21 protein-coding genes are annotated in these 24,910 nt (G+C 66.8%); 8 read left to right on the forward strand and 13 right to left on the reverse strand.

Annotation, left to right across the window (positions count from 1 at the left end; all coding sequences use genetic code 11):
• Positions 1-272 precede the first annotated feature (272 nt).
• From ftsZ to C4N9_RS09895, 5 genes are all read left to right on the forward strand, one after another.
• The gene (gene ftsZ / locus C4N9_RS09875) at positions 273-2,036 is read left to right on the forward strand and encodes a cell division protein FtsZ (RefSeq protein ID WP_109533160.1); all 1,764 of its coding nucleotides are present in this window, start codon (positions 273-275) and stop codon (positions 2,034-2,036) included.
• 255 nt (positions 2,037-2,291) lie between these two features.
• On the forward strand, positions 2,292-3,218 hold the full coding sequence (lpxC, locus tag C4N9_RS09880) for a UDP-3-O-acyl-N-acetylglucosamine deacetylase (protein ID WP_109533282.1): 927 nt from the start codon (positions 2,292-2,294) through the stop codon (positions 3,216-3,218).
• Between the two features lie 264 nt (positions 3,219-3,482).
• A complete protein-coding gene (locus tag C4N9_RS09885; protein ID WP_245902510.1) occupies positions 3,483-4,355 on the forward strand; it encodes an outer membrane protein assembly factor BamD in 873 nt (290 codons plus the stop codon).
• Between the two features lie 17 nt (positions 4,356-4,372).
• Complete coding sequence (gene recN / locus C4N9_RS09890) at positions 4,373-6,028, forward strand: DNA repair protein RecN (protein WP_109533162.1); 1,656 nt, start codon at positions 4,373-4,375, stop codon at positions 6,026-6,028.
• A 37-nt stretch (positions 6,029-6,065) separates the two neighbouring features.
• Entirely contained in the window at positions 6,066-6,446 is a 381-nt protein-coding gene (locus tag C4N9_RS09895) for a hypothetical protein (protein WP_146195147.1), read from the forward strand.
• 186 nt (positions 6,447-6,632) lie between these two features.
• Here C4N9_RS09895 and C4N9_RS09900 read toward each other — a convergent pair whose 3' ends face one another.
• The 5 genes from C4N9_RS09900 to C4N9_RS09920 form a co-directional block, all read right to left on the reverse strand.
• On the reverse strand, positions 6,633-8,381 hold the full coding sequence (locus C4N9_RS09900; RefSeq protein ID WP_109533164.1) for a SulP family inorganic anion transporter: 1,749 nt from the start codon (positions 8,379-8,381) through the stop codon (positions 6,633-6,635).
• 75 nt (positions 8,382-8,456) lie between these two features.
• Positions 8,457-10,136 carry a bifunctional protein tyrosine phosphatase family protein/NAD(P)/FAD-dependent oxidoreductase gene (locus C4N9_RS09905; RefSeq protein ID WP_109533165.1) on the reverse strand — a complete coding sequence of 560 codons (1,680 nt, stop codon included), beginning with the start codon at positions 10,134-10,136 and terminating at the stop codon, positions 8,457-8,459.
• A gap of 261 nt (positions 10,137-10,397) precedes the next feature.
• Positions 10,398-11,465 carry a 4-oxalomesaconate tautomerase gene (locus tag C4N9_RS09910; protein ID WP_109533166.1) on the reverse strand — a complete coding sequence of 356 codons (1,068 nt, stop codon included), beginning with the start codon at positions 11,463-11,465 and terminating at the stop codon, positions 10,398-10,400.
• Between the two features lie 92 nt (positions 11,466-11,557).
• Complete coding sequence (locus C4N9_RS09915) at positions 11,558-12,229, reverse strand: 4-carboxy-4-hydroxy-2-oxoadipate aldolase/oxaloacetate decarboxylase (protein ID WP_109533167.1); 672 nt, start codon at positions 12,227-12,229, stop codon at positions 11,558-11,560.
• A 79-nt stretch (positions 12,230-12,308) separates the two neighbouring features.
• A complete protein-coding gene (locus tag C4N9_RS09920) occupies positions 12,309-13,040 on the reverse strand; it encodes a PIG-L deacetylase family protein (protein WP_109533168.1) in 732 nt (243 codons plus the stop codon).
• A 121-nt stretch (positions 13,041-13,161) separates the two neighbouring features.
• Between C4N9_RS09920 and C4N9_RS09925 the strand changes: the two genes are divergently transcribed.
• A complete protein-coding gene (locus C4N9_RS09925) occupies positions 13,162-14,019 on the forward strand; it encodes a DUF1932 domain-containing protein (RefSeq protein ID WP_109533169.1) in 858 nt (285 codons plus the stop codon).
• Positions 14,016-15,203, forward strand: coding sequence for a LysR family transcriptional regulator (locus C4N9_RS09930; RefSeq protein ID WP_109533170.1), 1,188 nt, complete (start codon positions 14,016-14,018; stop codon positions 15,201-15,203). The genes C4N9_RS09925 and C4N9_RS09930 overlap by 4 nt, the downstream gene beginning before the upstream one ends.
• Positions 15,204-15,206: 3 nt before the next feature.
• On the opposite strand, the gene C4N9_RS09935 is transcribed toward C4N9_RS09930, so the two are convergent.
• The 8 genes from C4N9_RS09935 to C4N9_RS09970 all read right to left on the reverse strand — a co-directional run bounded on the left by C4N9_RS09935 (position 15,207) and on the right by C4N9_RS09970 (position 22,928).
• Positions 15,207-15,707, reverse strand: coding sequence for an acyloxyacyl hydrolase (locus tag C4N9_RS09935; protein ID WP_109533171.1), 501 nt, complete (start codon positions 15,705-15,707; stop codon positions 15,207-15,209).
• 205 nt (positions 15,708-15,912) lie between these two features.
• Positions 15,913-17,487: an acyl-CoA dehydrogenase family protein gene (locus tag C4N9_RS09940; protein WP_210404009.1), complete on the reverse strand. Its 1,575-nt coding sequence runs from the start codon at positions 17,485-17,487 to the stop codon at positions 15,913-15,915.
• Positions 17,484-18,785, reverse strand: a complete 1,302-nt coding sequence (locus C4N9_RS09945) for a TRAP transporter large permease (protein ID WP_109533172.1) — start codon at positions 18,783-18,785, stop codon at positions 17,484-17,486. Before C4N9_RS09945 ends, C4N9_RS09940 begins: the two co-directional genes overlap by 4 nt.
• On the reverse strand, positions 18,782-19,291 hold the full coding sequence (locus tag C4N9_RS09950) for a TRAP transporter small permease (protein ID WP_109533173.1): 510 nt from the start codon (positions 19,289-19,291) through the stop codon (positions 18,782-18,784). Before C4N9_RS09950 ends, C4N9_RS09945 begins: the two co-directional genes overlap by 4 nt.
• A 92-nt stretch (positions 19,292-19,383) precedes the next feature.
• A complete protein-coding gene (gene dctP, locus C4N9_RS09955) occupies positions 19,384-20,508 on the reverse strand; it encodes a TRAP transporter substrate-binding protein DctP (RefSeq protein ID WP_109533174.1) in 1,125 nt (374 codons plus the stop codon).
• Between the two features lie 278 nt (positions 20,509-20,786).
• Entirely contained in the window at positions 20,787-21,668 is an 882-nt protein-coding gene (locus C4N9_RS09960; protein WP_281260126.1) for an amidohydrolase family protein, read from the reverse strand.
• Positions 21,659-22,141, reverse strand: coding sequence for a MarR family winged helix-turn-helix transcriptional regulator (locus tag C4N9_RS09965; protein ID WP_109533175.1), 483 nt, complete (start codon positions 22,139-22,141; stop codon positions 21,659-21,661). The genes C4N9_RS09960 and C4N9_RS09965 overlap by 10 nt, the downstream gene beginning before the upstream one ends.
• 13 nt (positions 22,142-22,154) lie before the next feature.
• Positions 22,155-22,928 (reverse strand): crotonase/enoyl-CoA hydratase family protein, encoded by a 774-nt coding sequence (locus C4N9_RS09970; RefSeq protein ID WP_109533176.1) that lies wholly within the window; start codon positions 22,926-22,928, stop codon positions 22,155-22,157.
• Between the two features lie 145 nt (positions 22,929-23,073).
• Here C4N9_RS09970 and C4N9_RS09975 point away from each other — a divergent pair, with 145 nt between their 5' ends.
• Entirely contained in the window at positions 23,074-24,906 is a 1,833-nt protein-coding gene (locus C4N9_RS09975) for a feruloyl-CoA synthase (protein ID WP_109533177.1), read from the forward strand.
• The last annotated feature ends 4 nt before the right edge of the window (positions 24,907-24,910 follow it).

Here is a 24,910-nt window from a genome sequence, read left to right on the forward strand (position 1 = left end):
GTAATCGGGTGCGGCGGGCCGTGTTAGGAACGCCGCAAAACTGCCTGAGAATGTAGAAAAAATCCTATTTAGACCCCCGTCGCTCGCTTCCGCCCGTTGGCAAATTTCCGCGAAAAAATAAGGGACTACGGGTCGAGAAGGCGATTTTTTTGATGACGCCGACTCGGGGCCGGGTTAGGATTGTCGCAATTCGGCAAATCATCAAATGACCGGATGGCACCGAGCAGAAAATCTGACCGGAAAATCCGGCAACAAGAACAGGCGGACAGGCAATGGCTCTGACACTAGGGGTTTCCCAGGCACAAGATTTGACGCCGCGCATCACCGTGTTCGGTGTGGGCGGGGCGGGCGGCAATGCCGTCAACAACATGATCGACCAGAACCTCGAAGGTGTCGATTTCGTCGTCGCCAATACCGACGCGCAGGCGCTCCAGCAATCCAAGGCCTCGACCCGCATCCAGCTGGGTGTCGAGGCGACCGAGGGGCTGGGCGCGGGCGCGCGTCCCGAAGTCGGCGCGAACGCCGCCGCCGAGACGCTCGAAGACATCATGGACCATCTGTCGGGCGCGCATATGTGCTTCATCACCGCCGGCATGGGCGGTGGCACCGGCACCGGCGCCGCGCCGATCATCGCGCAGGCCGCGCGTGAGATGGGCATCCTGACCGTCGGCGTCGTGACCAAGCCCTTCGCCTTCGAAGGCGCCAAGCGGATGCGCCAGGCCGAGCAGGGCGTCGAGGAACTGCAGAAGGTCGTCGACACGCTGATCATCATCCCCAACCAGAACCTGTTCCGTCTGGCGAATGAGCGCACCACCTTCACCGAAGCCTTCTCGCTGGCCGATGACGTGCTGTATCAGGGCGTGAAAGGGGTCACCGACCTCATGGTGCGTCCGGGCATGATCAACCTCGACTTCGCCGATGTCCGCGCGGTGATGGACGAGATGGGCAAGGCCATGATGGGCACGGGCGAGGCGACCGGCGAGGACCGGGCACGTCAGGCCGCCGAAAAGGCCATCGCCAACCCGCTTCTGGACGAGATCAGCCTGAACGGCGCCAAGGGCGTGCTGATCAATATCACCGGCGGTCACGATCTGACCCTGTTCGAGCTGGACGAAGCCGCGAACCTCATCCGCAACAAGGTGGACCCGGAAGCCAACATCATCGTCGGTTCGACGCTGGACCCCGAGATGGAAGGCGCGATCCGCGTCTCCGTCGTCGCCACCGGTATCGAGGCGCAGCCCGTCACCGCCGAAGTGCCGCGCCGTCGTCTGGCCGAGCCGCTCCCGGTCGAACAGCCGGTGCAGGAAGCCGCGCCCGAGCCCGCCTACGAGCCCGAAGCGCAGGATCACGGCTACGACCATAACGGCTATCAGAGCTACGACGCCGCCGAGGCGCCCGCGCAATACGACGACGGGTTCGGCTACGAGCATGAGCCGCAGCAGGCCCACCAGCCCGCCGCGCAACGCTATGATGCTCCCGAAAGCTACGCGCCGCATCACGAGCCGACGTATCGCGAACCGCGTGCGGAGATGCGGCACGAGCCCCGTCACGAAAGCCGCGCCCCGGCGCAGCCCGAGCCGGTGCAGGAAGATTTCTTCCTCGAGGACGTGTTGGGTGATGAAAACCGCCAGCCTGCGCGCCGCGTCGTGAACAAGGCGCCGGAGATGGTGCAGCCCGCCCCGCAACCGGCGCCGCAGCCCGAAACCTATGGCCGTCAGCCCCGCACCCCGGGCGAGCCGAGCCCCGAGACGCTGCAGCGCCTGCAGAAAGCCGTCAGCAAGCAGCCCGAGCGTCCCGCCGCCGCGCATCGCGCGCCGACCCCGGTGCGCGCGCAGCCTGCGCCGCAGCCCGAACAGCGCCGCGGTCTGGGTGGTCTCATCCACCGCATGGCCGGCGTCGGCCATGGCGGCGGTGCGCGTCAGGAAGCCCCGGTTTCGGGCAACCGCGCCGTGCGCCATGACTACGAGGACGAGGCCCAGCCGCATTCGCAGGACCAGATCGAGATCCCCGCTTTCCTGCGCCGTCAGGCGAACTGAGCGGAATCCGCGATCACATCGCTGTCACAAACTTCCCGAAGGGCCGGTTTCAAACCGGCCCTTTTCGTATGTAAAACAATGGAATAGTTGATCTCTGCCGGGGCTGCGCGAAAACTCGCGCATGCGTGAGACCTCTGTTACATCGTGTTACAAAGCGTGACTTGAGGAACCCGCCCGCGCTTCATATTAACCTCGACACCAGAGCAGATGAATTGTGCAGCCCGAATGGGCGCCACCCCCCTCGAGGACCGCTTCGTGCAAACCACCTTGTCGACATCCGTCCGGTTCGAGGGCACCGCCCTCCATTCGGGCCTGCCCGTCGCCCTGACCGTGCACCCTGCGGCGCCCGGCCATGGTGTGGTGTTCCACCGCCTCGATCTGGACCGCCCCCTGCGCGAATGCCGCGTGAAAGTCGGGCCCGAGCATCTGATCGAAGCCAACCTCTGCACCAAGATCGGCAACGAACACGGCGTGACCGTGGCGACCATTGAACACCTGATGGCGGCGCTGGCGGGCTGCGGCATCCACAACGCGCGCATCACGCTCGACGGACCCGAAGTGCCGATCCTCGACGGCTCGTCGCGCCCCTTCGTCACGGCCTTCGTCGCCGTGGGTGCACGCGTTCAGAATGCGCCGTTGCGCGCCATCCGGCTGCGCAAGCCGGTCGAGGTGCGCATGGGCGACGCCTGGGCCCGGCTGGAACCCGCGCCGCATCTGTCGATCGCCTTCGAGATCGACTTTCCCGATGCGGCGATCGGCCACCAGACCTGCGAGCTGGACCTGTGCAACGGCGCTTTCGTGCGCGAGCTCAGCGATTGCCGGACGTTCTGCCGTCAGGAAGACGTGGACCGGATGCGCGCCAATGGCCTTGCCCTGGGCGGGACCTATGAAAACGCCGTCGTCGTCGAAGGCGGCGCGGTGCTCAGCCCCGGCGGCCTGCGCCGCGCGGACGAGCCCGTGCGCCACAAGATGCTCGACGCGATGGGCGACCTTGCCGTCGCCGGCGCGCCGATCATCGGCCGCTATGTGGGCCATCGCGCCGGGCACACCCTGACCGGGCGCCTGGTGCGCGCGCTGATGGCCGACCGGTCGGCCTGGGACTGGGTCGTGGTCGAGGGCGAGAGCGCGCATTCCATGCCCGGCGCCGGTGTCAGCGCCGAGGACCTGCTGGCCACCGCCTGATCCCGCCGGGCCGCCCCGGGCGCAGGCTGCGTTTCGCTACAAGCCGCGCCGTCCGTCTCGCACAAAGCGCTGCACCTCGGCCTGCCGCAAGCCCCGCCATGACCGGCACTTTTCCGCGCAAAGGCGTTTTGCGTGCGCCCGGCAAACGTGCTACGAGACCCCGGCACCCGCCCCGAGATACGGGCGGCACGGATTCGGCCCGGGACGGGCTTTGAGCATACGGACGTGACCGGACAGGCGCGACGAAACAGGGACGTGACAGGAATGAGGCACGGCATGGTCGGCAGCGGCAACAAGCCCGGCTTTCGCAAAGGGGCGTCGCTGCTGGTAACGGGGGCATTGGTCCTGACACTGGCCGCCTGCTCGAACGAAGTGGGCGAGAACGAACCGCTCGACGCCTACAGCGCCGAGGAAATCTTCGCGCGTGGCGAATATGTGCTGGAAAACAACCGCCGCACCGAAGCCTCGTTGCGCTATTTCCGCGAGGTCGAGCGGATCTATCCCTATACCGACTGGGCGCGCCGGGCGATCGTGATGCAGGCCTATGCCCAGCACCGCGCCGGCGATTACGAAGAAGCCCGCGCCACCGCGCAGCGCTTCCTCGACCAGTATCCCGGCGATCCGGATGCCGCCTGGGCCGCCTATATCATCGCGCTGACCTATTACGACCAGATCGAGGATGTGGGCCGCGATCAGGGCCTGACTTTCCAGGCGCTGCAGCATCTGCGCATCGTGATCGAGCAATATCCCAACACCGAATATGCCCGCTCTGCGGTGCTGAAATTCGACCTTGCCTTCGACCGGCTGGCGGCGAAGGAAATGGAGATCGGCCGCTACTACCTGCGCCGGGGCAATTACCAGGCGGCGATCAACCGCTTCCGCGTCGTGGTCGAGGAATTCCAGACCACCACCCACACGCCCGAAGCGTTGCACCGGCTGGTCGAATCCTATCTCGCGCTCGGCCTGCGACAGGAAGCCCAGACCGCGGCCGCGATCCTGGGCTACAACTTCCGCTCGAACCCGTTCTATCAGGACAGTTTCGACCTGCTCACCGCCGCCGGCCTGTCCGATCAGGCTTCGGGCACGAGCTGGCTCGTGGATATCTATCGCCAGACCGTTCGCGGCGACTGGCTCTGACGGGGACAAAGGCCGCCATGCTGCGCAGCCTGGCTATTCGCGACATGTTGCTGATCGACCGGCTGGATCTCGATTTCCAGCCGGGCCTCAACGTGCTGACCGGGGAAACCGGGGCGGGCAAGTCGATCCTGCTGGACAGTCTGGGCTTCGTGCTGGGCTGGCGCGGACGCGCCGATCTGGTGCGGCAGGGCGCGCGGCAGGGCGAAGTGGAAGCGGTCTTCGACCTTGAGGCCGGTCATCCGGGCCGCGCGGTTCTGGAACAGGCGGGCATCCCCTGCGAGGACGAGCTGATCCTGCGCCGCATCAACACCGCCGAGGGACGCAAGACCGCGTGGATCAACGACCGCCGCGCCTCGGGCGAGGTGCTGCGCGCGCTGTCGGACACGCTGGTGGAACTGCACGGCCAGCACGATGACCGGGGGCTGCTGAACCCGCGCGGCCATCGCCAGCTGCTCGACGCCTATGCCGGGACCGAACCGCTGATCGCGGCCACCCGCGCGGCCTGGCGCAAACTCTCCGACATCCGCCGCCAACGCGAGGGCGCCGCCGACCGGCTGCAGGCCCTCAAGGCCGAGGAAGACTTCCTGCGCCACGCGGTGAAGGAACTCGACCAGCTCGACCCGCAGCCGGGCGAGGAAGCCGAGCTCGACACCAGCCGCCGCCTGATGCAGGGCGCCGAGCGCGTTGCGGGCGATGTCGCGCGCGCGCGTCAGGCCCTGGGCGAAGACGGCGCCGAGCGGCTCGCCACGGATGCGCTGCGCTGGCTCGAAGACGCCTCGGACAGCGTGGAGGGCCGGCTCGACGCGGCGATCGAGGCGCTGGGGCGGGCCATGGCCGAGCTTTCGGACGCGGCCTCGGAGGTCGATCACTGCCTCGATGCGCTGCAATTCGACCCGGCCGAGCTGGACCGGGTCGAGGAACGGCTCTTCGCGTTGCGGGGGCTGGCGCGCAAGCATTCCGTCCTGCCCGACGATCTGGGCGCCCATGCCGCGGCCCTGCGTGAACGGCTTGAGACGCTCGATGCGGGCGATGACGGGCTGGCCAGGCTTGCGCAGGCGGAAACGGCGGCCAGGGCCGAGTATGATGCGGCCTGCGCGGCGCTGACCGAGGCACGCAAGAAAGCGGCACAGGCGCTCGACGCGGCGATGGCGGCGGAACTGGCGCCTCTGAAGATGGAACGCGCCGTGTTCCAGACGGTGATCGCGCCCGCCGAGCCGGGCCCCGACGGCGCCGATGCGGTGACCTTCGAAGTGGCCACCAATCCCGGCGCGCCGGCAGGCGCGCTCAACAAGATCGCCTCGGGCGGGGAACTTTCGCGCTTTCTGCTGGCGCTCAAGGTCTGCCTGACCGGTGACGAGGGCAGCCAGACGCTGATCTTCGATGAAATCGACCGCGGCGTCGGCGGGGCGACCGCCGATGCGGTGGGCCGCCGGCTGCGCGCGCTGGCGCAGGGCGCACAGGTGCTGGTGGTCACGCATTCGCCGCAGGTCGCGGCGCTGGGTGCCCATCACTGGCGGGTCGAGAAGCGGGTCGAAGAGGCGCAGACGCTGAGCCGGGTCACGCCACTTTCAGCCGATGAGCGCGTGGATGAGATTGCCCGCATGATCTCGGGTGATACCATTACCGACGCGGCGCGCGGCGCCGCCCGCGCCCTGATCGGCGCGGACGAATAAAAGGGGCGTCCCTAGCGCCCCCGAGGTGGAGAGCGCTATGACACGCAAAATCTGGTTAATGGGCCTTTTGGCCGGCGTCACCGTCCTTTCGGCCTGCGGTGAGATGCGCGATTTCCGGCGCGGCATGCCGCTGATCGGCTCGGATGCCCGCGCGCCCGCGCCGGCGGCCCCCGTGGCCTCGCCGCCCACGACGGGCATGACCCCGTCGGCCAGCGACGCCGAAACCGCCTGCATGCGCGCGGGCGGCGATGCCGGCTTCAGCGTTCAGGGCGTGGCCGGCACGCGCGAGATCACCGGCGCCGACGGCATGGCGTCGTCGCGCGACGTGATGCTGCAGGTCAGCCGCGGCGGCCAGGTGATCGAGGTGCGCTGCAGCTACGATTACGCCAATGCGTCGGCACGGATCATGACGCTGTAAGGCCGCTGCCGAAGCCGAAGGGGCTGCGCTCGGGGGCATCGAGCCCCCTCGCGCCGCCGGGGGATTTTCCATCCCCCGGACCCCTTGGAGGATATTTCCAGAACAAAGATGTGAAATCGCCCGACGCGGCGCGCGTGAAGGGGCGCAGCCAAAGGGGGGCAGACAGCCCCCCTTCTTCGTGTCGCGTCACGCCGCGCTTTCCGACGCCGGAAGCGGGCGGGGCGCGCCCGTCAGGCTGCGCCAGGCGTCGTATTGCGACTGGAAGACGCGACCGTTGAGCTGGTCGAGGAAATGCGTCTTGCCCAGCTTGTCGGTGACCGGCCCTTTCACCTCGGACAGGTGCAGACCGATGCCCAGATCCTTCAGCCTTGTATTGATCGCCTCGAGGCTTTCGAGTGCCGAGTAATCGATCTCGTTCACGGCCGAGCACATCAGCACCACGTTGCGGATCTTTTGCCCCGAGGCCAGCCGGTCCTGGATCAGGTCCTCGAGATAGCGGGCATTGACGAAATACAGGCTTTCATCGACCCTCAGGGTCAGGAGCGCCTCATGAGTTTCGACCTTGTGGCGGTTGATGTTGCGGAAATGCTGGGTGCCCGGGACCAGCCCCACCTCGGCCACATGCGGCTTCGACGTCTTGTAGAGATGCAGGCCCACCGACAGGATCACCCCCGCCGAGACACCGGTTTCCACGCCGAAGCCCAGTGTCAGCAGGATCGTTGCCGCGACCGCGAAGAAATCGGCTTTCGAATAGGTCCATGTCTTCTTCAGGATCGAGAAATCCACCAGCGACAGCACCGCGACGATGATCGTCGCCGCCAGCGTCGCCTTCGGCAGGAAGAACACCAAGGGCGTCAGCGCCACCGCCGCGATAGCCAGGCCCACCGCCGTGAAGGCCCCCGCCGCCGGGGTCTCGGCGCCTGCGTCGAAATTTACCACCGACCGCGCGAAGCCCCCCGTCACCGGGTACCCCCCGGTAAAGGCCGCGCCGATATTCGCGGCGCCCAGCCCGATCAGTTCCTGGTCGGGGTCGATGCGCTGGCGCTTCTTGGCCGCCAGCGTCTGCGCAACCGAAATGGACTCGACGAAGCCGATCACCGAGATCAGCAGCGCCGGCACGAAAAGCTGGCTCAGCAAGTCGGGCGAGAAGGACGGCATCGTCAGGGGCGGCAGCGATTGCGGCACCTCGCCCACGACGGACACGCCGCGCTCTGACAGCCCCAGCGCCCATGTCGCCAGCGTGGTCACGAAAACCGCCGCCACCGGCCCCGCCTTGGTCAGCACATCGGCCATTTTCGGCCCCAGCCCCAGCGCCCGCAGGCGGGGTTTCAGCCCCTTGCGCACCCAGAACAGGAAGGCCGTGGCCGAGACCCCGATCACCAGCGTGATCGCGTTCGTCTCGCCCAGATGCGCGATCAGCGTCTCGACCACCTCGATCAGCGTATGCCCTTCCGAACGCACGCCGAGGATATGCTTGACCTGGCTTGCCGCGATCAGGATGCCCGATGCGGTGATGAAGCCCGCGATCACCGGATGCGACAGGAAATTCGCCAGGAATCCCAGCTTGAACACCCCCATCACCAGCAGCATCGCCCCCGACAGAAAGGCCAGCGTCAGCGCCGCCAGCGCATAGCCCATCGTGCCGGTCTCGGCGATGTTGCCGATCGCCGCCGCCGTCATCAGCGACACCACCGCCACCGGCCCCACCGCCAGCGCGCGCGAGGTGCCGAAGACCGCGTAAAGCAGGATCGGCACGATCGAGGCATAGATCCCCGCCTCGGGCGGAAGGCCCGCCAGCAGCGCATAGGCCAGCGATTGCGGGATCAGCATGATGGTCACGATCACCGCGGCGATCATGTCATTGGACAGGGCCTCGCGGTCATAGCGGCGGCCCCAATCCAGCACGGGCAGGTATCTCGAAAATTTCACGGACATTTCAGACGTCTCTCAACAGCTCTGGTTGGCGCCGGCGCTCAAAGGGCCGGCGCTACGGGGCCGGCGCCCCGGGGATCACGACGGGCGGGCCGTCACCTTTTCGGGGGTGACCATCCATTCCTTGCCCCGCAGCATGCCCTTCCAATACACGGGCGGCAGCAGCTTTTCCTTCAGCAGCCACGCCGCGCGGCTGGGCTTCGTGCCGTCGATCAGGACTTTCGGGAAGCTCGGCAGCAGCGCGCCGCCATATCCGAATTCCGCCAGCACGATCTTGCCGCGTTCGACCGTCAGCGGGCAAGAGCCATAGCCGTTGTACCGGGCCGAAGGTGCGCGCCCGTCAATATCGTCGGCCACGTTCTGCGCCACGACCGGCGCCTGCATCCGGGCGGCGGCGGCGGTCTTGGCATTGGGTGCGTTCATCACGTCGCCCAGCGACCAGATATTGTCATGGCTCTTGTGGCGCAGCGTCGCCTGATCGACATCGACCCAGCCCGCCGCATCCGCCAGGGGCGAGACGCGGATGAAATCGGGTGCGACCTGCGGCGGCACGACATGGATCATGTCGAAGTCCATCGTCACCTCGGTGGGCTCGGTATCGGGTTTCGACACGCGGAAGGTCGCCGTCTTGCCGGGCCCGTCAATGGCCACGAGGTTGTGGAAGAAGTTCAGGTTGATGCCGTATTTTTCGACGTACTTTTCCAGTGCCGGAACATAATCCTTCACGCCGAACAGAACGCCGCCCGCATTGTTGAACTGGATATTCATGTCCTTGAGAACGCCGCGCCTCAGCCAGGCATCGGCCGACAGGTACATCGCCTTCTGCGGCGCGCCCGCGCATTTGATCGGCATCGGCGGCTGGGTGAAGATCGCCCGCCCGCCGCGCATCGTCTGCACCAGCTCCCATGTATAGGGCGCAAGGTCGTAGCGGTAATTCGAGGTCACGCCGTTGCGGCCAAGCGTCTCGACCAGACCGTCGATCTTCGCCCAGTCCAGCTTCAGGCCCGGCGTGACGATCAGCCGGGTATATTTCACCACCCGGCAGCCATCGAGGATCACGGCGTTATTCGCGGGCTCGAAAGCGGCAACCGCCGATTTCAGCCAATGGACGCCGCGCGGGATCAGGCTGCCCATCACGCGCGCGGTGTCCTGCGGCTCGAAAATGCCGCCGCCGACCATCGTCCAGCCGGGCTGGTAATAGTGGATATCGGCGGGATCGATCAGCGCGATGTCCAGATCGGGTTTGCGCGCCTTGAGCGAGGCCGCGACCGAGATCCCGCCCGCACCGGCGCCGACGATCACCACGTCATACTGCGCGTCGCCGGTATCGGTGGGTGTCTTGCCGCCATTGGCGATACGCCGCGCCACGCCGTTCATGTCGTAGCCCGCCGCTTTCGTCGCGGCGAGGATCTCGGGCAGGGGACGGCTCTTCGCCTCGCTCAGCGCCCAGAGCGTGGCCGAGCGGGTGCCGGTGCGGCAATAGGCGAGGACCGGGCCGGGCAGCTCGCGCAAAGCCTGCGCCATGGCCTCGGCATCCGCGTCCTGCACAAGGCCGGGCGTGACCGGGACATAGCGCGCCTCCATCCCCTGCGCGGCGGCGGCGGCCTCGATCTCGTCGAAGCTGGGCTGATCGGCGCCCTCGCCATCGGGGCGGTTGCAGATGATCGCGCGAAAGCCTTGGGCCTTCGCTTCGACCATATCCGCGACGCTGATCTGGGGCGAGACCGACAGCGCCTCGGTAAGGGATTTGGGGTCCATGTTCGTCTCCTTGACCTTTGTCCGGCAATGCGGGGCCGGATACGCGGGAAGCGGGCTTCGTTGGGTTGGTCCGGGCCCGGTTGAGGTCCGATATAACAACAAATTCGAAATCTTGAATACATCATGAAAGCCACAGATGCAAGCGCGAATGACGGATCCGGAACCCGGCGCGGGCAGCGCATGAAAAAAGGGCTGCCGCTTTCGCGCAACCCTTTGTTTTTTCTGGAATGGGGCAGGGCGCCCTGTCAGGGGGCGCCAAGGTCACGCATGCGGAAAGACTCGCCCGTCGAACAATTTCCGCGCGGTCCTCAGCGTGCCCGCCCCGGTGACCTGCCCGTCTTCGCCGGTCTCGATCAGCACCTCCGCCGCGCCGGTCGGATGCTCGATCAGGTAGCGCCCGTCTTCCGGGATCGCCGCCAGCTTCGCCGCCGGAGACCCCTCCAGCGTACAGGCCGTCGCCACGCTCACCGCCGCGAAAACCCCGATCGAGGCATGCGCCCGATGCGGAATGAACGAGCGCGTATTGATCGCGCCGCCCGCCTGCGGGGCGGATACCAGTGTCATCTTCGGCACCGATTTCTCGGTGACGTCGCCCAGATTCATCATCGGCCCGACCTTGAGCCGGATCGCCTCGATTCGCTTCTTCAGTGCGGCATCGCCCTCCAGCTCTTCACGGCTTTCCTGCCCGGTCTTGCCGAAAGCCTCGGCCGCCATGATCACGCAGGGCATCCCGTTGTCGATCAGCGTGCACTCGACGCCGTCGATCTCGTCGACCACGTTGCCCGAGGGCAGCAATTCCCCGCACATCGAGCCGGCGATATTCTGGAACATCAGCGGCACGGGCGCGTGCGCGCCGGGCACGCCGTCGATACGGGCCTCGCCCGCATAGGTCACGCGCCCGCCCGGCGTCTGCACCACGGCCTTCGCCACCTCGCCGGTATTCAGCATGTGGATCCGCACCGGCGTCTCGTCGCCCGCGACCGCGACCAACCCGCGCTCGATCGCCGCCGGCCCGACGCCTGCCAGGATATTCCCGCAGGCCTGCGCGTCCGACACCAGCGCCTGGTCGACGAAGACCTGCAGGAACAGGTAATCCACATCCGCATCCTCGCGCGTGGACGGTGCCAGAATCGCCACTTTCGAGGTCAGCGGATCCGCGCCGCCGATCCCGTCGATCTGGCGCGCATCGGGCGAGCCCATGATCGCCAGCAACAGCGCATCGCGCGCCGCCACGTCCGACGGCATGTCGGAGACGAGAAAATACGCCCCCTTCGAGGTTCCGCCCCGCATCCACAGGCAGGGGATACCGTCCTCAACAGGATTGCCCATCTTTACGCTCCAAATATCCTCGGGGGGATCGAAGGGGGGCAGACAGCCCCCCTTCGCGGGGGAGTGCGAGGGGGCAGCGCCCCCTCGTTCCCTCAGATGTATTTCAGGCCCTTCTCGGCCAGCCGGGGACGCATGTTGTAGATATCAAGCCCCAGCTCGCCCGCCGCCAGCTTCACGCGCTTGGCTTCCTCGGCGTCCAGCCGCTTCTGCGCCGCCGCCTGCACCTCGGCCGCCTTCGCGCGGGGCACGATCACCACGCCGTCGTCATCGGCGATCACCACGTCACCCGGGTTCACCATCGCGCCCGCGCAGACGATCGGCACGTTGACCGAGCCCAGCGTTTCCTTGACCGTGCCCTGGGCCGAGACATGCGTCGACCAGACGCCGAACCCCATCTGCCGCAGGTCGCGCGTGTCGCGCACGCCCGCATCGATGATCAGCGCCTTGCAGCCGCGCGCCATGGCCGAGGTGGCGAGCAGGTCGCCGAAATAGCCCATGTCGCAGGGCGAGGTCGGTGCCAGCACCATCACATCGCCCGCCTGCAGCTGCTCGATGGCGACATGGATCATCCAGTTGTCGCCGGGCGCGGCCGAGATCGTCACGGCCGAGCCCGCGATCGTCAGGTCCTGCTGGATCGGGCGCATCTGCGCCTGCATCAGGCCGGTGCGGCCCTGCGCCTCGTGCACGGTGGCGACGCCCGCCTTGCCAAGCGCCTCGATGACCGCCTTGTCGGCGCGGTCGATATTCTGGACGACGACTGCCATATCCAGATCCCCTTTTGTGTGAAACGGACGGGCTGCGGGCGCCTGTCACGGCCCCCGCAGCCCCCCGGGTATCGGTGGTTCAGAGTTCGTCGACCGTGCGCGGGAAGATCGACTCGAAGCCTTCCGCGTATTTGCAGTCGCGCCCGCCCGACATCCCGCCCGAATTGCGCTTGAAATGGTTGGCGCGCTGCTGGGCCACGCGGGTGTAGTATTCCCACAGGTGGACCTGGCCGTTCATGGCCTCCATCGCGGCTTTCTTCTTTTCCCAGACCGGGGTGATGTCGAGGAAGACCGACGGTTTCCAGCCCATCTGCTCGGTCTGGTGGGGCTCGAACAGGTAGACCTGCGGCGCGCCCAGCACCTTCTCGCCCGGGTTGTGACCCCAAGCCTGCGCCGTGGCGCGGCATTCCAGCACGATCTGCGTGGTGTTCATGTGGTCCGAATTGTACGGATCCCAGCGCGAATGCGACATCATGAAGGACGGCTGCACATCGCGCATGACCTGCACCAGCTTCATGCGGTCGTCGCGGGTGAAGTCCATGGGATAATCGCCCAGATCGAATTCGACCAGATCGTGAACCCCCAGCGCCTTGGCCGCAGCCTCGGCCTCGGATTTGCGGATCGATTTCACTTCGTCGAGCGTCTTGCCCTCTTTCCACAGCCGGGCACTTTCGCCGCGCTCGCCATAGGACAGGCAGGCGACGGTGACGTTGTAGCCCAGCTCGGCATGCAGCGCGATGGCGCCGCCGCAGCGCCAGACGAAGTCGGCGGCATGGGCGCTGACGATGAGCGCGGTTTTCTTCTCGGTCATATCGGTTCCTCCAGAACTGCGCGGAAATGTGCGGAAATGGCACCGGAATGTCCAATCCGAAAGCCGTGCCGTCTCATAAGGGTGTGCTATAACGGTCCGGGCAGGCAAGAAGGGAATCATCATGGACAGGCTGGCATTCATCGGCTTTGGCGAGGCCGGGCGCGCCTTTGCGGGCAGCATCGCGCGCGATGGTCTCGACAGCGTTTCGGGCTTCGATCTGCGCCCGCTCGCGGATCAGATGAAGGCGCTCGATGTGCGTCACGCCGACACGCGGGCCGGGGCCTTGGCCGGGGCAGGGGCCGTGTGGTGCCTTGTCACCGCCGACCGGGCCGAGGAGGCGGCGCGCGACTGTGCGGGCGTTCTGCCCGAAGGCGCGTTCTGGTTCGACGGCAATTCCTGCTCGCCCGGCGCCAAGGCGCGGGCCGCCGAGGCCATCGAGGCCGCGGGCGGGCGCTATGTCGACGTGGCGATCATGGCGCCGGTGCATCCCTTGCAGGCCCGCGTGCCGCTTCTGGTGGCCGGTCCCCATGCCGAGGATGCCGCGACGGCGCTTGGCGCACTGGGGATGCGGCCCAAGGTGGTCGGAAACCGGGTCGGGCAGGCTTCGACCATCAAGATGATGCGTTCGGTGATGATCAAGGGGATCGAGGCCCTGACCGCCGAATGCCTGCTCGGCGCGCGGCTGGCAGGGGTGGACGAAAGGGTGCTCGCCTCGTTGCAGGCCAGCGATCCGGGTTTCGACTGGACCGAGCGTTCGGCCTATAACTTCGAGCGAATGGCGGTGCATGGCAACCGCCGCAGCGCCGAGATGCGCGAGGTCGCCAAGACGCTGGTCGAGCTGGGCCTGCCCGACCGCATGGCCAGCGCCACGGCGGACTGGCAGGCGCAGATCGGCGGGCTGGGCGTGGCGGTGGAGGACGGCTTCGGCCCGCGCGCCGACGCGCTGCTGGCGGCATTGCACAAAGCGTCCGGCAAGTGACACCCAGCCTGCGGCATCTGCGGGTGTTCCTGGCGGTGCTGGACCGGCGGTCGATCACGGCGGCTGCGCGGGCCTGCCATGTCTCGCAGCCTGCCGCGTCGCAGGCGATGGCCCGGCTCGAGGCCGAGGCGGGCATGGCGCTGATCCATCACGGGCGCGACGGTTCGGGCCCGACCGAGGCGGGCGCGCTGTTCGGGCGCCGGGTGCGCCGCGCGCTGGGGCGGCTGGACCTGTCGCTGGCGGGGGTGGCGCCGCGGCTGGTGCTGACCGCCACGCGCGCGCAGCTTCAGGCGCTGATCGCGGTGCGCGATGCGCAGAATTTCACCCGTGCGGCCCAGCGGCTGGGGCTGGCGCAGCCCACCGTCCACCGCGCCGTGTCGCAGCTGGAATCCGAGGCCGCGCGCCCGCTTTTCCTGCGTAGCGGCAAGCGGATGGAGCCCACGCGCGCGGCGCAGCTTCTGGCCGATGCGGCCCGGCTGTGTTTTTCCGAACTGGAACAGGCAAGCGCCGAACTGGCCGATCTGGCCGGGCGCGAGGCGGGGCAGATCGTCATCGGCGCAATGCCGCTGTCGCGCTCCAGCGTGCTGCCACGGGTGGTCGCCGATTACCGCGCCAAGCGCCCACGTATCCCTCTGCGGATCATGGACGGCCCCTATGACGACCTGTTGTCGGGCCTGAGACGGGGCGAGATCGACCTGCTGATCGGCGCGCTGCGCCAGCCCGTGCCGGTGCCCGACGTGGTGCAGGAGCGGCTTTTCACCGACGATCTGGTGCTGGTGGCGCGTCCGGGGCATCCGCTGGTGACGGGACGGCCCGATGTGGCGGCGCTGGCGCGGTTTCCGTGGATCGTGCCGCGCGCCGATACCCCGGCGCGGGCGCAGTTCGACCATGCGCTCGACCGGCTGGGCGGCGCGGCGGTGACGCGGCCCGCGATGATCGAATGCGGATCGGCGGTGTTGATGCGCGAATTGCTGACGCTGTCGGACCATATCGGCTGCATCAGCCGCTTGCAGGCCAGCGCCGAGATCGCCCTGGGCGCGCTGGCGCGGCTTGACGTGGCGCTGCCCGACACGGCGCGCGCGATCGGCGTCACCACGCGCGCCGACTGGCTGCCCACTGCCGCGCAGGCGCAATTCATGGACAGCCTCAGGCGGCTTGCCGCGGTGCCCAGACCAGGGGCGTGACGCTCAGAAGCGGCGGTTATAGCCGATGGACAGGATCTCGATCCCCGGATTGCTGCTGCCAAGGCCCGCATTGCTCATATGGTCGAGCGTCAGATCGACGCTGGACAGCGCGTCGAAGCGATAGCCCACGCCGATCAGTGTGCGGAACTCGACGCTGTGGCCCAGTGCCGTGCCGCCTGCGGAATAATAGCCCGGCATGAAGCTGCCCTGCGCGTACCAGTTGGCGCCCAGATCGTATTCCAGCGCATAGCCCGCGCCGATCCAGCCGTCGCCGTCATCCGACACCCGAAGCGCCCCGGCCCAGCCGCCGCTCCAGCCGCCCGAGACGAAGCTCGCGGGCGCGTGGTATTCCAGCGTGGCGAAGATCGTGCCTTCGGACGGCCCGCGCATGCTGCGCCCGACGCTGAAATCGAGGCTCTGCGCCACGGCGGGCGAGCCGAGGAGCGCGGCAAGGGCCGTCGCGGAGGCAAGGCGGCGGGCGGTCAGGAAACGGGGCATCGGCATGGCGGATCTCGCGGCTGTCCGGGCGTCAGCGGGTGACGCGGAGCAAGGATAAAGCCCGGCACGCAGCCGGAGGGTCCGCCTTTATGTGCCGCTCTGCCCAGCGATAATCAAGACACGAGCCCGTCAAGGCCCAAAGCTCGCAGGGCAGCGCGACCCGTTTGCAACGCCGGTGGCACCGCAAGATTGGCCCTGCCGCCCGGACCGATCAGCCCAGCGGCGCCTCGGCGCGGGCGATGCAGAGGGCAAGCTGCGCGGGGGCCTGCGCCATGAAATAGGCGGCTTCGGGCCGGTCCGCGATGCGTACCGACATCCAGGCCTGCAGCGCGACCCAGCCCGCGCGCATCACCCCGTCGGCCATGCCCGCCTGCCGCTCGCGATCGGTTTCGGCCATGGCGCGGGTCATGAAGGCGGCGAAATCCTCGATCACCTGCGCCTGCGCGGGATGATCGGCGCATTCGGCGCGCGCACGATCGAGGAACACGCCCAGCCCCTTGCCCCCGTCGCCCAGCGTCTGGCGCAGGAAGAAATCCTGCCCCTGCATGCCGGTCGTGCCCTCGTAGATCGCGAAGACGCGGCTGTCGCGCAGCGATTGCTCCAGCGGGTAATCCTTGGTAAAGCCCGACCCGCCCAGCACCATGATCGCCTTGCCCGCCGTGTCGAAGCCCAGCTCGGCACCGAAATTCTTGATCAGCGGCAGCATCCAGGCGTTGAGGCGGCGCAGATCGTCGTCCTCGGCCGACAAATCGGCCGAGGTCGCCGCTTCCAGCATCGCCAGCCGGTAGAGGTCGATCGCGGATTTCAGGTCGATGAGCTGACGGCGGACATCGGGGTGATTGATGATCGCGACCGGCGGCTCATTGGGATTGCCGCCCTGCATCCGGTCCTGCGCATGGGTGGCGGCGATATCGTAGCATTTCAGCGCCGTGCCCAGCCCCTGGCAGGCGACCGTCAGGCGCATGTGGCGGATCATGGTGAAAAGCTGGGCCAGACCGCGCCCTTCCTCGCCGATGAGCTTGCCCTCGGCCCGGTCGAATTGCAGCGCGCAGGTGGGCGAGCCGTGCAGGCCCAGCTTTTCTTCGATCCGCTCGCAGGTGACACCGGGGCCGCGCTCGACCAGGAACAGCGACAGGCCGCGCGTGCCGGGCTCGGTTCCCGTGCGCGCCAGCAGGCAATGGCCGATGCGCTCGCGCAGGTCATGGTCGCCGAAGCTGATCCAGATCTTCTGCCCGCTGATCCGCCACGTTTCGCCGTCCTTTTCGGCCCGCGTGCGGATGCGTCCCACATCCGAGCCCGCGCCGGGTTCGGAAATGCAGATCGTCGCGCAGCGCTCGCCCGCGATCATCGCGGGAACCCAGTCGTCGCGGATCTCGGGTGCGGCCCATTCGGTCAACAACAGCGCCGCCGAGCGGGTGCCGCCCACCGCCATCATGAAAGCAGGGGCCGCGCGTTCGAAAAGCGGGTTGGCGGCGGCGAACAGGCTCAGCGGCATCCCCATGCCGCCGTATTCCTCGGCCTGTTCCAGTCCCATCCATCCGCCCTCGGCCACGGCGTCGAAGGCCGCGTGATAGACCTCGGGGACGCGGACCCTGCCGCCTTCATGCACCGCGCCGATGCGGTCGGCGGGGATGTCCACCGGCGCCACCACGCTTTCGGCCACCTTGGCTGCCTCGGACAGGATCGAGGTCAGGGTCTCGTCATCGACCGCGCCCCGCACGCGCGCCCAGTTGGGCGTGCGGTTGAGCGCGTCGATCATCGCATCGGCATCGGATTGGTAGGTCACATCAGGCTCGGCAGATAAAGAACGAAGGCAGGGAAGGCGATGGTCAGGAACACCACCACCAGATCGGCGGCGAGGAACGGCACCACGCCCCGGAAGATCTGCGTGACGGTCGCGTATTTCGCCGCGACGTTTCGGATGACGAAGACGTTCATGCCGACGGGCGGCGTGATCATCCCCACTTCCAGTAGCTTGACCAGCAGCACGCCGAACCAGACGAGGTCGATGCCTTCCTGGCGGAAGATCGGCAGAAGCACCGGCAGCGTGACCATCATCGCGCCGAAGGGTTCCATGAACATGCCGAGGATCAGGTAGATCACCACGACGATCAGCATGAGCTGCCAGTATTCCAGCTCAGCCCCGGCGACGAAGTTCGACAGGAAGCCCGACAGGCCGGTCATGCCCAGGAAGCGGGTGAACATCGCCGCGCCGATGCCGATGATGAACAGCGAGGCCGCCGTTTGCAGCGTCTCGATCATCGAGGTGCGGAAGATCGGGAAGGTCAGCCGCCGCGTGGCCAGCCCGATGAGCAGCGCGCCCAAGGCGCCGACGGCGCCCGCTTCGGTGGCGGTGAAGAAGCCCGAGAACAGGCCGCCGAAGACCACGAACATCAGCAAAAGCACCGGCCAGATGTTCAGAAGGGCCTTCTTCGTGTCCAGATCGTCGGCGTCGAGCGGGCGACGCGGTGCGATGTCCGGGCGTAGCCAGCAGGTCAGAAGAACGATGATCGAATAGCTGATCGCGGTGACGATGCCGATGGTGATGCCGCCCACGAAGACCTGCGTGATCGAGGTCTCGGCAAAGACGCCGTAGACGATCATCAGGATCGAGGGCGGGATCAGCGCGCCGATCGTGCCCCCGGCCGCGATCGAGCCCGAGGCGAAGCTGGGCGAATAGCCCGAGCGCACCATTTCCGGGATGGCGATCCGGCCCATGGCGGCGGCGGTGGCCAGCGACGAGCCGCAGACGGCGGCAAAGCCCGAACAGGCGAAGATCGACGAGATCGCCAGCGCGCCCGGGATCCGGCGCAGCACCGCCTTTGCGGCTTCGAACAGGCCGGCGGTCAGGCCGGCGTGATAGCTGATGAAGCCCATCAGCAGGAACATCGGCACCGCCGACAGGGTCCAGCTGGCAATGAAGCTGAAGGGCGTGTTGGCGATGATGCCGATGGCGGGCGTCAGGCCCAGCATCCAGGCGACACCGCCGAAGGACACGCCGATCAGCGCGATGGCCACCGGCACGCGCAGGGCCAGCAGGACGAACAGGGCGGCGACGCCGACGAAACCGACGGTGATACTCATGCTTCAGTGTCCTTGACGCGCGGATCGCGGATCGGGGAAATCAACCGGATGAAGACCACGAGCGCGGCAAGCCCGAAGCCCAGCGGCGGGATCCAGTAGGCGGGCCATGTCAGCACCCGCGTCTGGTTGGCCATCAGGAAGCTGCCGCGCGCCATGTTGGTCAGCGCAGTCTGTAGCGTGACCCAGGCCAGAAGGGCATAGACCAGCGTGGTGACAAGCGAAACGAGCCGGTCCGAGACGCGGCGGGTGCGCGGGCTCAGGAAGCCGTCGATGAACTCGACCGAGATCATGCCGCCCGATTTCTCGACCCAGGCAAGCGGGATGAAGGCCAGCGAGACCATGTAGTAATGCGTGACCACCTCGAAAGTGGCGGGGATCGGGCTGTTGAAGAGGTTGCGCAGGGTGATGTCCAGCGCCACATGCGCCATCAGCGCCAGTGTCGCGATCGCACCCAGAAACGCCAGCAGCGCCAGCGCCGAGTCTTGGATTTGTTCCAGACGGTTCATCGGGGATCTCCGCAGAGCGGGCAGGGGGCTCTGCAAGGATGAGGGCAGAGGGGGACCGCCGGGCGCAAGCGCCCCCGGCGGTCCGGGTGAGATTACTGGCCGTAGGTCGAGAAATCGACGTTCGCCCAGACCTCGTCATAGACGCGCTGCGCCATGGCTTCGGGCTCGTTGTTCACCTCGGTGGCGACGCCTTCCCAGTAGCTGTAGAGCTCCTGGAAGCGGGCGACGCGCTCGGCGGCGTCTTCGATGCCGTAGCGCTCGGCCGAGACTTCGGCCGCGGTTTCGGCTTCGGTCGCCACGAATTCCTGAACCGCGGCGATGAATTCCGGGCTGGCTTCGTGCAGGTTGATGCCCGCCTCGCGCGCCGCGGCTTCCGCCTCTTCCGGCATCGAGCGGCCCCAGCGGTCGGTGAAGTCCGCGTTCGCGCGGTTCGCCGCACGCGCCATGGCCTGACGGTCTTCCAGCGACAGGCTGGCCCAGGTGACGCCCGAGGTGTGGAAGTTCGAGGTCGCCTGATACAGGCCCAGCGGCAGGAAGGTCACGTCGGTGATGACGTCGACCAGACGGAACGAGATCAGGTCGGCGATCGAGGCCATCGAGCCGTCGACGACGCCCTGGCTGATCGATTCGAACGTGTCGTTGACCGAGATCTGCGCGGGCACGGCGCCGAAATGCTCGGCGAAACGGGCCCAGGGCGCACCGCCCGACCGCAGGCGCAGGCCGTTCAGGTCCTCGACCGAGAGCACCGGACGGGTCGACAGGATCTCGTAGACGTCCGACGCGCCCGACCCCAGATAGACGAAGCCGAAATCGGTCATTTCCTGCTGGCAGGGCTCGCATTCGACCATGAACTGGGTCATCGCGGCCGCTGCCGCCTGGCTGTTGCCCGAGGTGAGCGACAGCTCACCGGCGAGCGACATGTAGGGCAGCTCGGCGGGGAAATAGAGCGGAAGGAAGTTGCCGACTTCGGCGACCTGGCTGAGCAGGGCGTCCTTCATCTGGCCAAGGTTCACCACTTCCGGGCCCAGCATCTGGGTGCCCAGACGGCCTTCGGATTCTTCAGGCAGATACTCGGCGAAGTTGGTGTAGAGAACGCCGTTCGCCGGGTGGGCAGGCGGCGCGGCGGGGGCGATGCGCAGGACGCGGTCCTGGGCAGCGGCGCTGAACGCGAGGACGGACGCGGCAAGCGTCAGGCCAGCGATTCGGGTCAGTTTCATGGTTCTTCCTCCTCTGAACACCCTGGGTGCCGGTTCCGGGATCTTGGGGCCCCGGTCCGTGCGTTTCAGAACAAGCGGGTGCAGCCTGTCCGTTCTGTGGCCGCGTGGCCCGGAAGGTTTCCCGGGCGTGCGGTCCGGCGTCTTGGGGTCGACGGACCTGCGGCATGTTCCTCACAATCTCTGGCCAGAGCGACGGTGACAGCGGCACGGTGCGGCGCGATCTGCGTCTGCGGTCCCGTCACGGCTGTCACTCCTTGCCCGTTGCTCAGGCCCTCTCGTTACATCTCCAGAAGCCGCCGGGCATTCTCTTTCAGGATCAGCGGCTTCACGTCTTCCTTGAACTCTGCCTTGTCGAAATCCGACAACCAGCGATCGGGCGTGATCGCGGGCCAGTCCGATCCGAACAGCATCTTCTTGCGCAGCATCGAATTGGCATATTGCACAAGGATCTTGGGGAAGTATTTCGGCGACCAGCCCGACAGGTCGATATACACGTTGGGCTTGTGCATCGCGACCGACAGCGCCTCTTCCTGCCACGGGAACGAGGGGTGGGCGGCAATGATCTTAAGATCCGGGAAATCGACCGCGACATCGTCCAGGTACATCGGGTTCGAGTATTTCAGCCGCATCCCCATGCCGCCCCGCATCCCCGAGCCGACGCCCGTCTGGCCGGTATGGAACAGCGCGATGGCGCCTTCGTCCTGGATGGCCTCGTACATGCCATAAGCCATGCGGTCGTTGGGATAGAAGCCCTGGAAGGTCGGGTGGAACTTGAACCCCTTGATGCCGAAATCCCGTACCAGACGGCGCACTTCGCGCACGCCCATCTTGCCCTTGTGCGGATCGATCGAGGCGAAGGGGATGAGGATGTCGTCATTGGCCGCGGCGATCTGGGCCACTTCCTCGTTGTGGTAGCGCCGGAAGCCGGTCTCGCGCTCGGCATCGACGGGGAAGATCACCGCCGCGATCTTGCGTTCGCGGTAATACTCAGCCGTCTGCTCGATGGTGGGGAGCATCCCTTCGACCCCGGCGGGGTTCTTGAAATACCGCGCCATGCCCGCCTGGAACTCGTTGTAGCCATCGTCGCGGCAGGTGTCGCAGGGTTCCTCGGCATGGGTATGGATGTCGATGGCGACGATTTCGTCCATGTTCACGGGCATTCGGGAGCCTCTTCGAAATTGAGTTTGTTGAGAAGCGCCAGCAGGGTGGCCATCTCGGCGTCGCTGAGACCGACGCGCTCGGCTTTGTGGACCGCGAGAAAACGCTCGCGGTAACGGTTCAGATAGTCGCGCCCCGATGCGGTCAGGTGCAGCCGGATCGAGCGGCGATCCTCGGGCGGGACGCGCCGTTCGACATAACCCGCCTTCACCAGCCGCTGGACCAGCTTCGTCATATGCGCGGGCTTGATGTTGAGGGTGCGGCCTACATTGCCCTGTTTCAACCCCGGATTCAGGTCCAGAACCCACAGCAGGGTGATCACGCCGGGCGTGACATCCGTTGACAGGAACTCCTGGAAGAACTGGTCGTAGGCACGGGTCTGGCACATCCGCAGCATGAACCCCACCGACCCGGTCAGCGCGCCGAGTTCGACGGGCTCTTCCGTTTTGGAATCGGTGGGGAAAGGAGCGTTCACGCCGGGCGCCCTGTCACGCGTTGGGGTTGCTGACCTTGCCCACGCGCTTTTCGAGGAACGCGTTGAGCCGTGCCTCGGCCTCGGGGCTGGTCTGGGTGAAGGACGCGATCAGGCTTTCGACCCACAGGCCGTCATCGGTCGCCATGTCGTTGATGCGCGGCAGGGCGTGGATGATTGCGTAGTTCGACAATTCGGCATTGGTGGCGGCCTTCGCGGCCATCTTCACCGCCTCTTCCAGCGCGGTGCCCGCGTCGACGACGTAGTTGACGGTGCCCCAGCGTTCGGCCGTGTCGGCGTCGATCGAGCGGCCGGTCATCATCAGGTCCATCATCCGCGACACACCCATCAGCCGCGCCGTGCGGGCCGAGGCGCCGCCGCCGACGAAAATGCCGCGCTGGCCTTCGGGCAGGGCGAAGAACGCCGTCTTGTCGGCCACGCGCACATGCACCGACGAGGCCAGTTCAAGCCCGCCGCCGACGACCGCGCCGTGAAGCGCTGCGAACCACGGCAATTTGCCGCGCTGGATCCGGGCGAAGACCTGATGCCAGCGGCGCGAGCCCTGGACGCCTTCGAAGGGCGTTTTCTTGACATGCTCGGCAAGGTCCAGCCCGGCGCAGAAATGCGGACCGTGGCCGTGGATCACGCCGGCTTTGGCCTTGGCTTCCACCTGGGTGATGACGTCGTCGAATTCCTCGATGAACGCATCCGAGATCGCATTGCGCTTCGACGGACGATTGAGGCCGACGATGCCGACATCACCGGAAAATTCGAGTGTAAGGTAGTCCATAGATGACCCTGCCGCTGATAGAGAGCGAACCGCCCCTCCCGGCCGATTCAGGCGGAAGTATCCATAGAAAAAGTATCCGTGTAAACAAAAATTCTCTATCCGAGGAAAAAGTATCTATGTAAACAATCGAACAGAGGAGGACGTCATGACAGAATCACCGTTGCGCAAAGTCAAACTCTGGCAGCCGGATATCGACTGGGAGCGCCGCAAGGATGGCACCATCCTGGTGTGGCAGAACGGCACCCTCAATGATTACCCCGAAAAGCTTTCCGTCAAGATCCATGAATGGGCGAAGAAGACGCCCGACACCACATGGATGGCCGAACGCGGACCCGATGGCGACTGGCAGCGCGTCAGCTTCGCGCAGATGCTGGCGCATATCCGCGCGATCGGGCAGGCGCTTCTGGACCTGAACCTGTCGGTCGAGCGACCGCTGGTCATCCTGTCGGCCAATTCGGTCGGCCACGCGCTGATGGCGCTTGGCGCACAATATGTGGGCGTCCCCTCGGCCGCCATCGCGCCGGCCTATGCGCTGGCCTCGGGCGAATACGGCAAGCTCGTCTCGGTGCGCGACCAGATCACGCCGGGCGCGGTCTATGCCGAGGATACCACCCCCTTCGCCCCCGCCATCGCCGAGGTCTTCGCGGGCCTGCCGGTGCTGGGCAAGGCGGGCGAGGGGCGCGCGATGGACTGGGAGGCGCTGCTGGCGACCCCGGTCACCGACGCCGTGGACAAGGCGAATGCCGCGGTCGGGCTCGACACGATTGCCAAGTTCCTCTTCACCTCGGGCACCACGGGCAGCCCCAAGGCGGTGATCCAGACCCAGCGCATGATGTGCGCGAACATGGAACAGGTGACGGATTGCTACGCCTTCCTGCGCGACGAGCCGCCGATCATCCTGGACTGGGCGCCGTGGAACCATGTCGCGGCCGGTAACCTCGTGTTCAACGCGGCGATCTGGAACGGCGGCACCTTCTATATCGACGGCGGGCGCCCCACACCGCAGATGATGCCCGAAACCATCCGCAACCTGCGCGAGGTCGGCACCAACTGGTATTTCAACGTGCCCTTCGGCTACGAGATGCTGGTCGAGGCGATGGAAGAGGACGAGGAACTGGCGAAAGCCTTCTTCGGCAATCTGAAGCTGAAATATTATGCCGGCGCCGCGATGGCGACGCATACCTGGGAGGCGCTCGATCGTCTGGCCGTGCGCACCACCGGCGAGCGGATCCAGCTGGCGACCGGGCTCGGGGCGACCGAAACCGCGCCTTTCGCGATCTTCAACACCGATCCGGACGCCGCGCCCGGCAATCTGGGGGTGCCGGCCAAGGAAGTGATCCTGAAACTGGTCCCGACCGAAGGCAAATGGGAAGCCCGCGTGAAGGGGCCGAACGTCACGCCGGGCTATTGGCGCCAGCCCCAGCTGACCGCTGACGCGTTCGACGAGGAAGGCTTCTATTGCCTTGGCGACGCGCTGAAATTCGCCGACCCCGAGGATCCGTCGAAGGGCTTCTTCTTCGACGGGCGGGTGGCCGAGAACTTCAAGCTGTCGACGGGAACTTGGGTCGGCGTGGGCGCGCTGCGGGCGAAGCTGACGGATGCGCTGGGCGGCTATGTGCGCGACGCGGTGATCGTGGGCGAGGGCGAGGATTATCTCGGCGCGCTGCTGGTGCCGTTCCGGCCCGCCATCGAAAAGCTGGTGCCGGGCGGCGAAGAGCTGCGCGACGATCTGCTGTTCGGCCACGAGGTGCTGCACAAGGAACTGGCCAGGCGCCTCAAGGCCTATAATCAGACCGCGACCGGATCGTCGCTGCGGGTGCCGCGCGCGCTGATGATGCTGGAGCCGCTCAGCATCGAGAAGGGCGAGGTGACGGATAAGGGGTCGGTCAACCAGCGCGCCGTGCGCGCGCAGCGGCAGGACCTGGTCGCCGCGATCTACGACGGCGACAAGCGCGTCATCGACAGCACCAAGGAGTGAGCCC

It is taken from the genome of Pararhodobacter marinus (assembly GCF_003122215.1).
Classification (GTDB): domain Bacteria; phylum Pseudomonadota; class Alphaproteobacteria; order Rhodobacterales; family Rhodobacteraceae; genus Pararhodobacter; species Pararhodobacter marinus.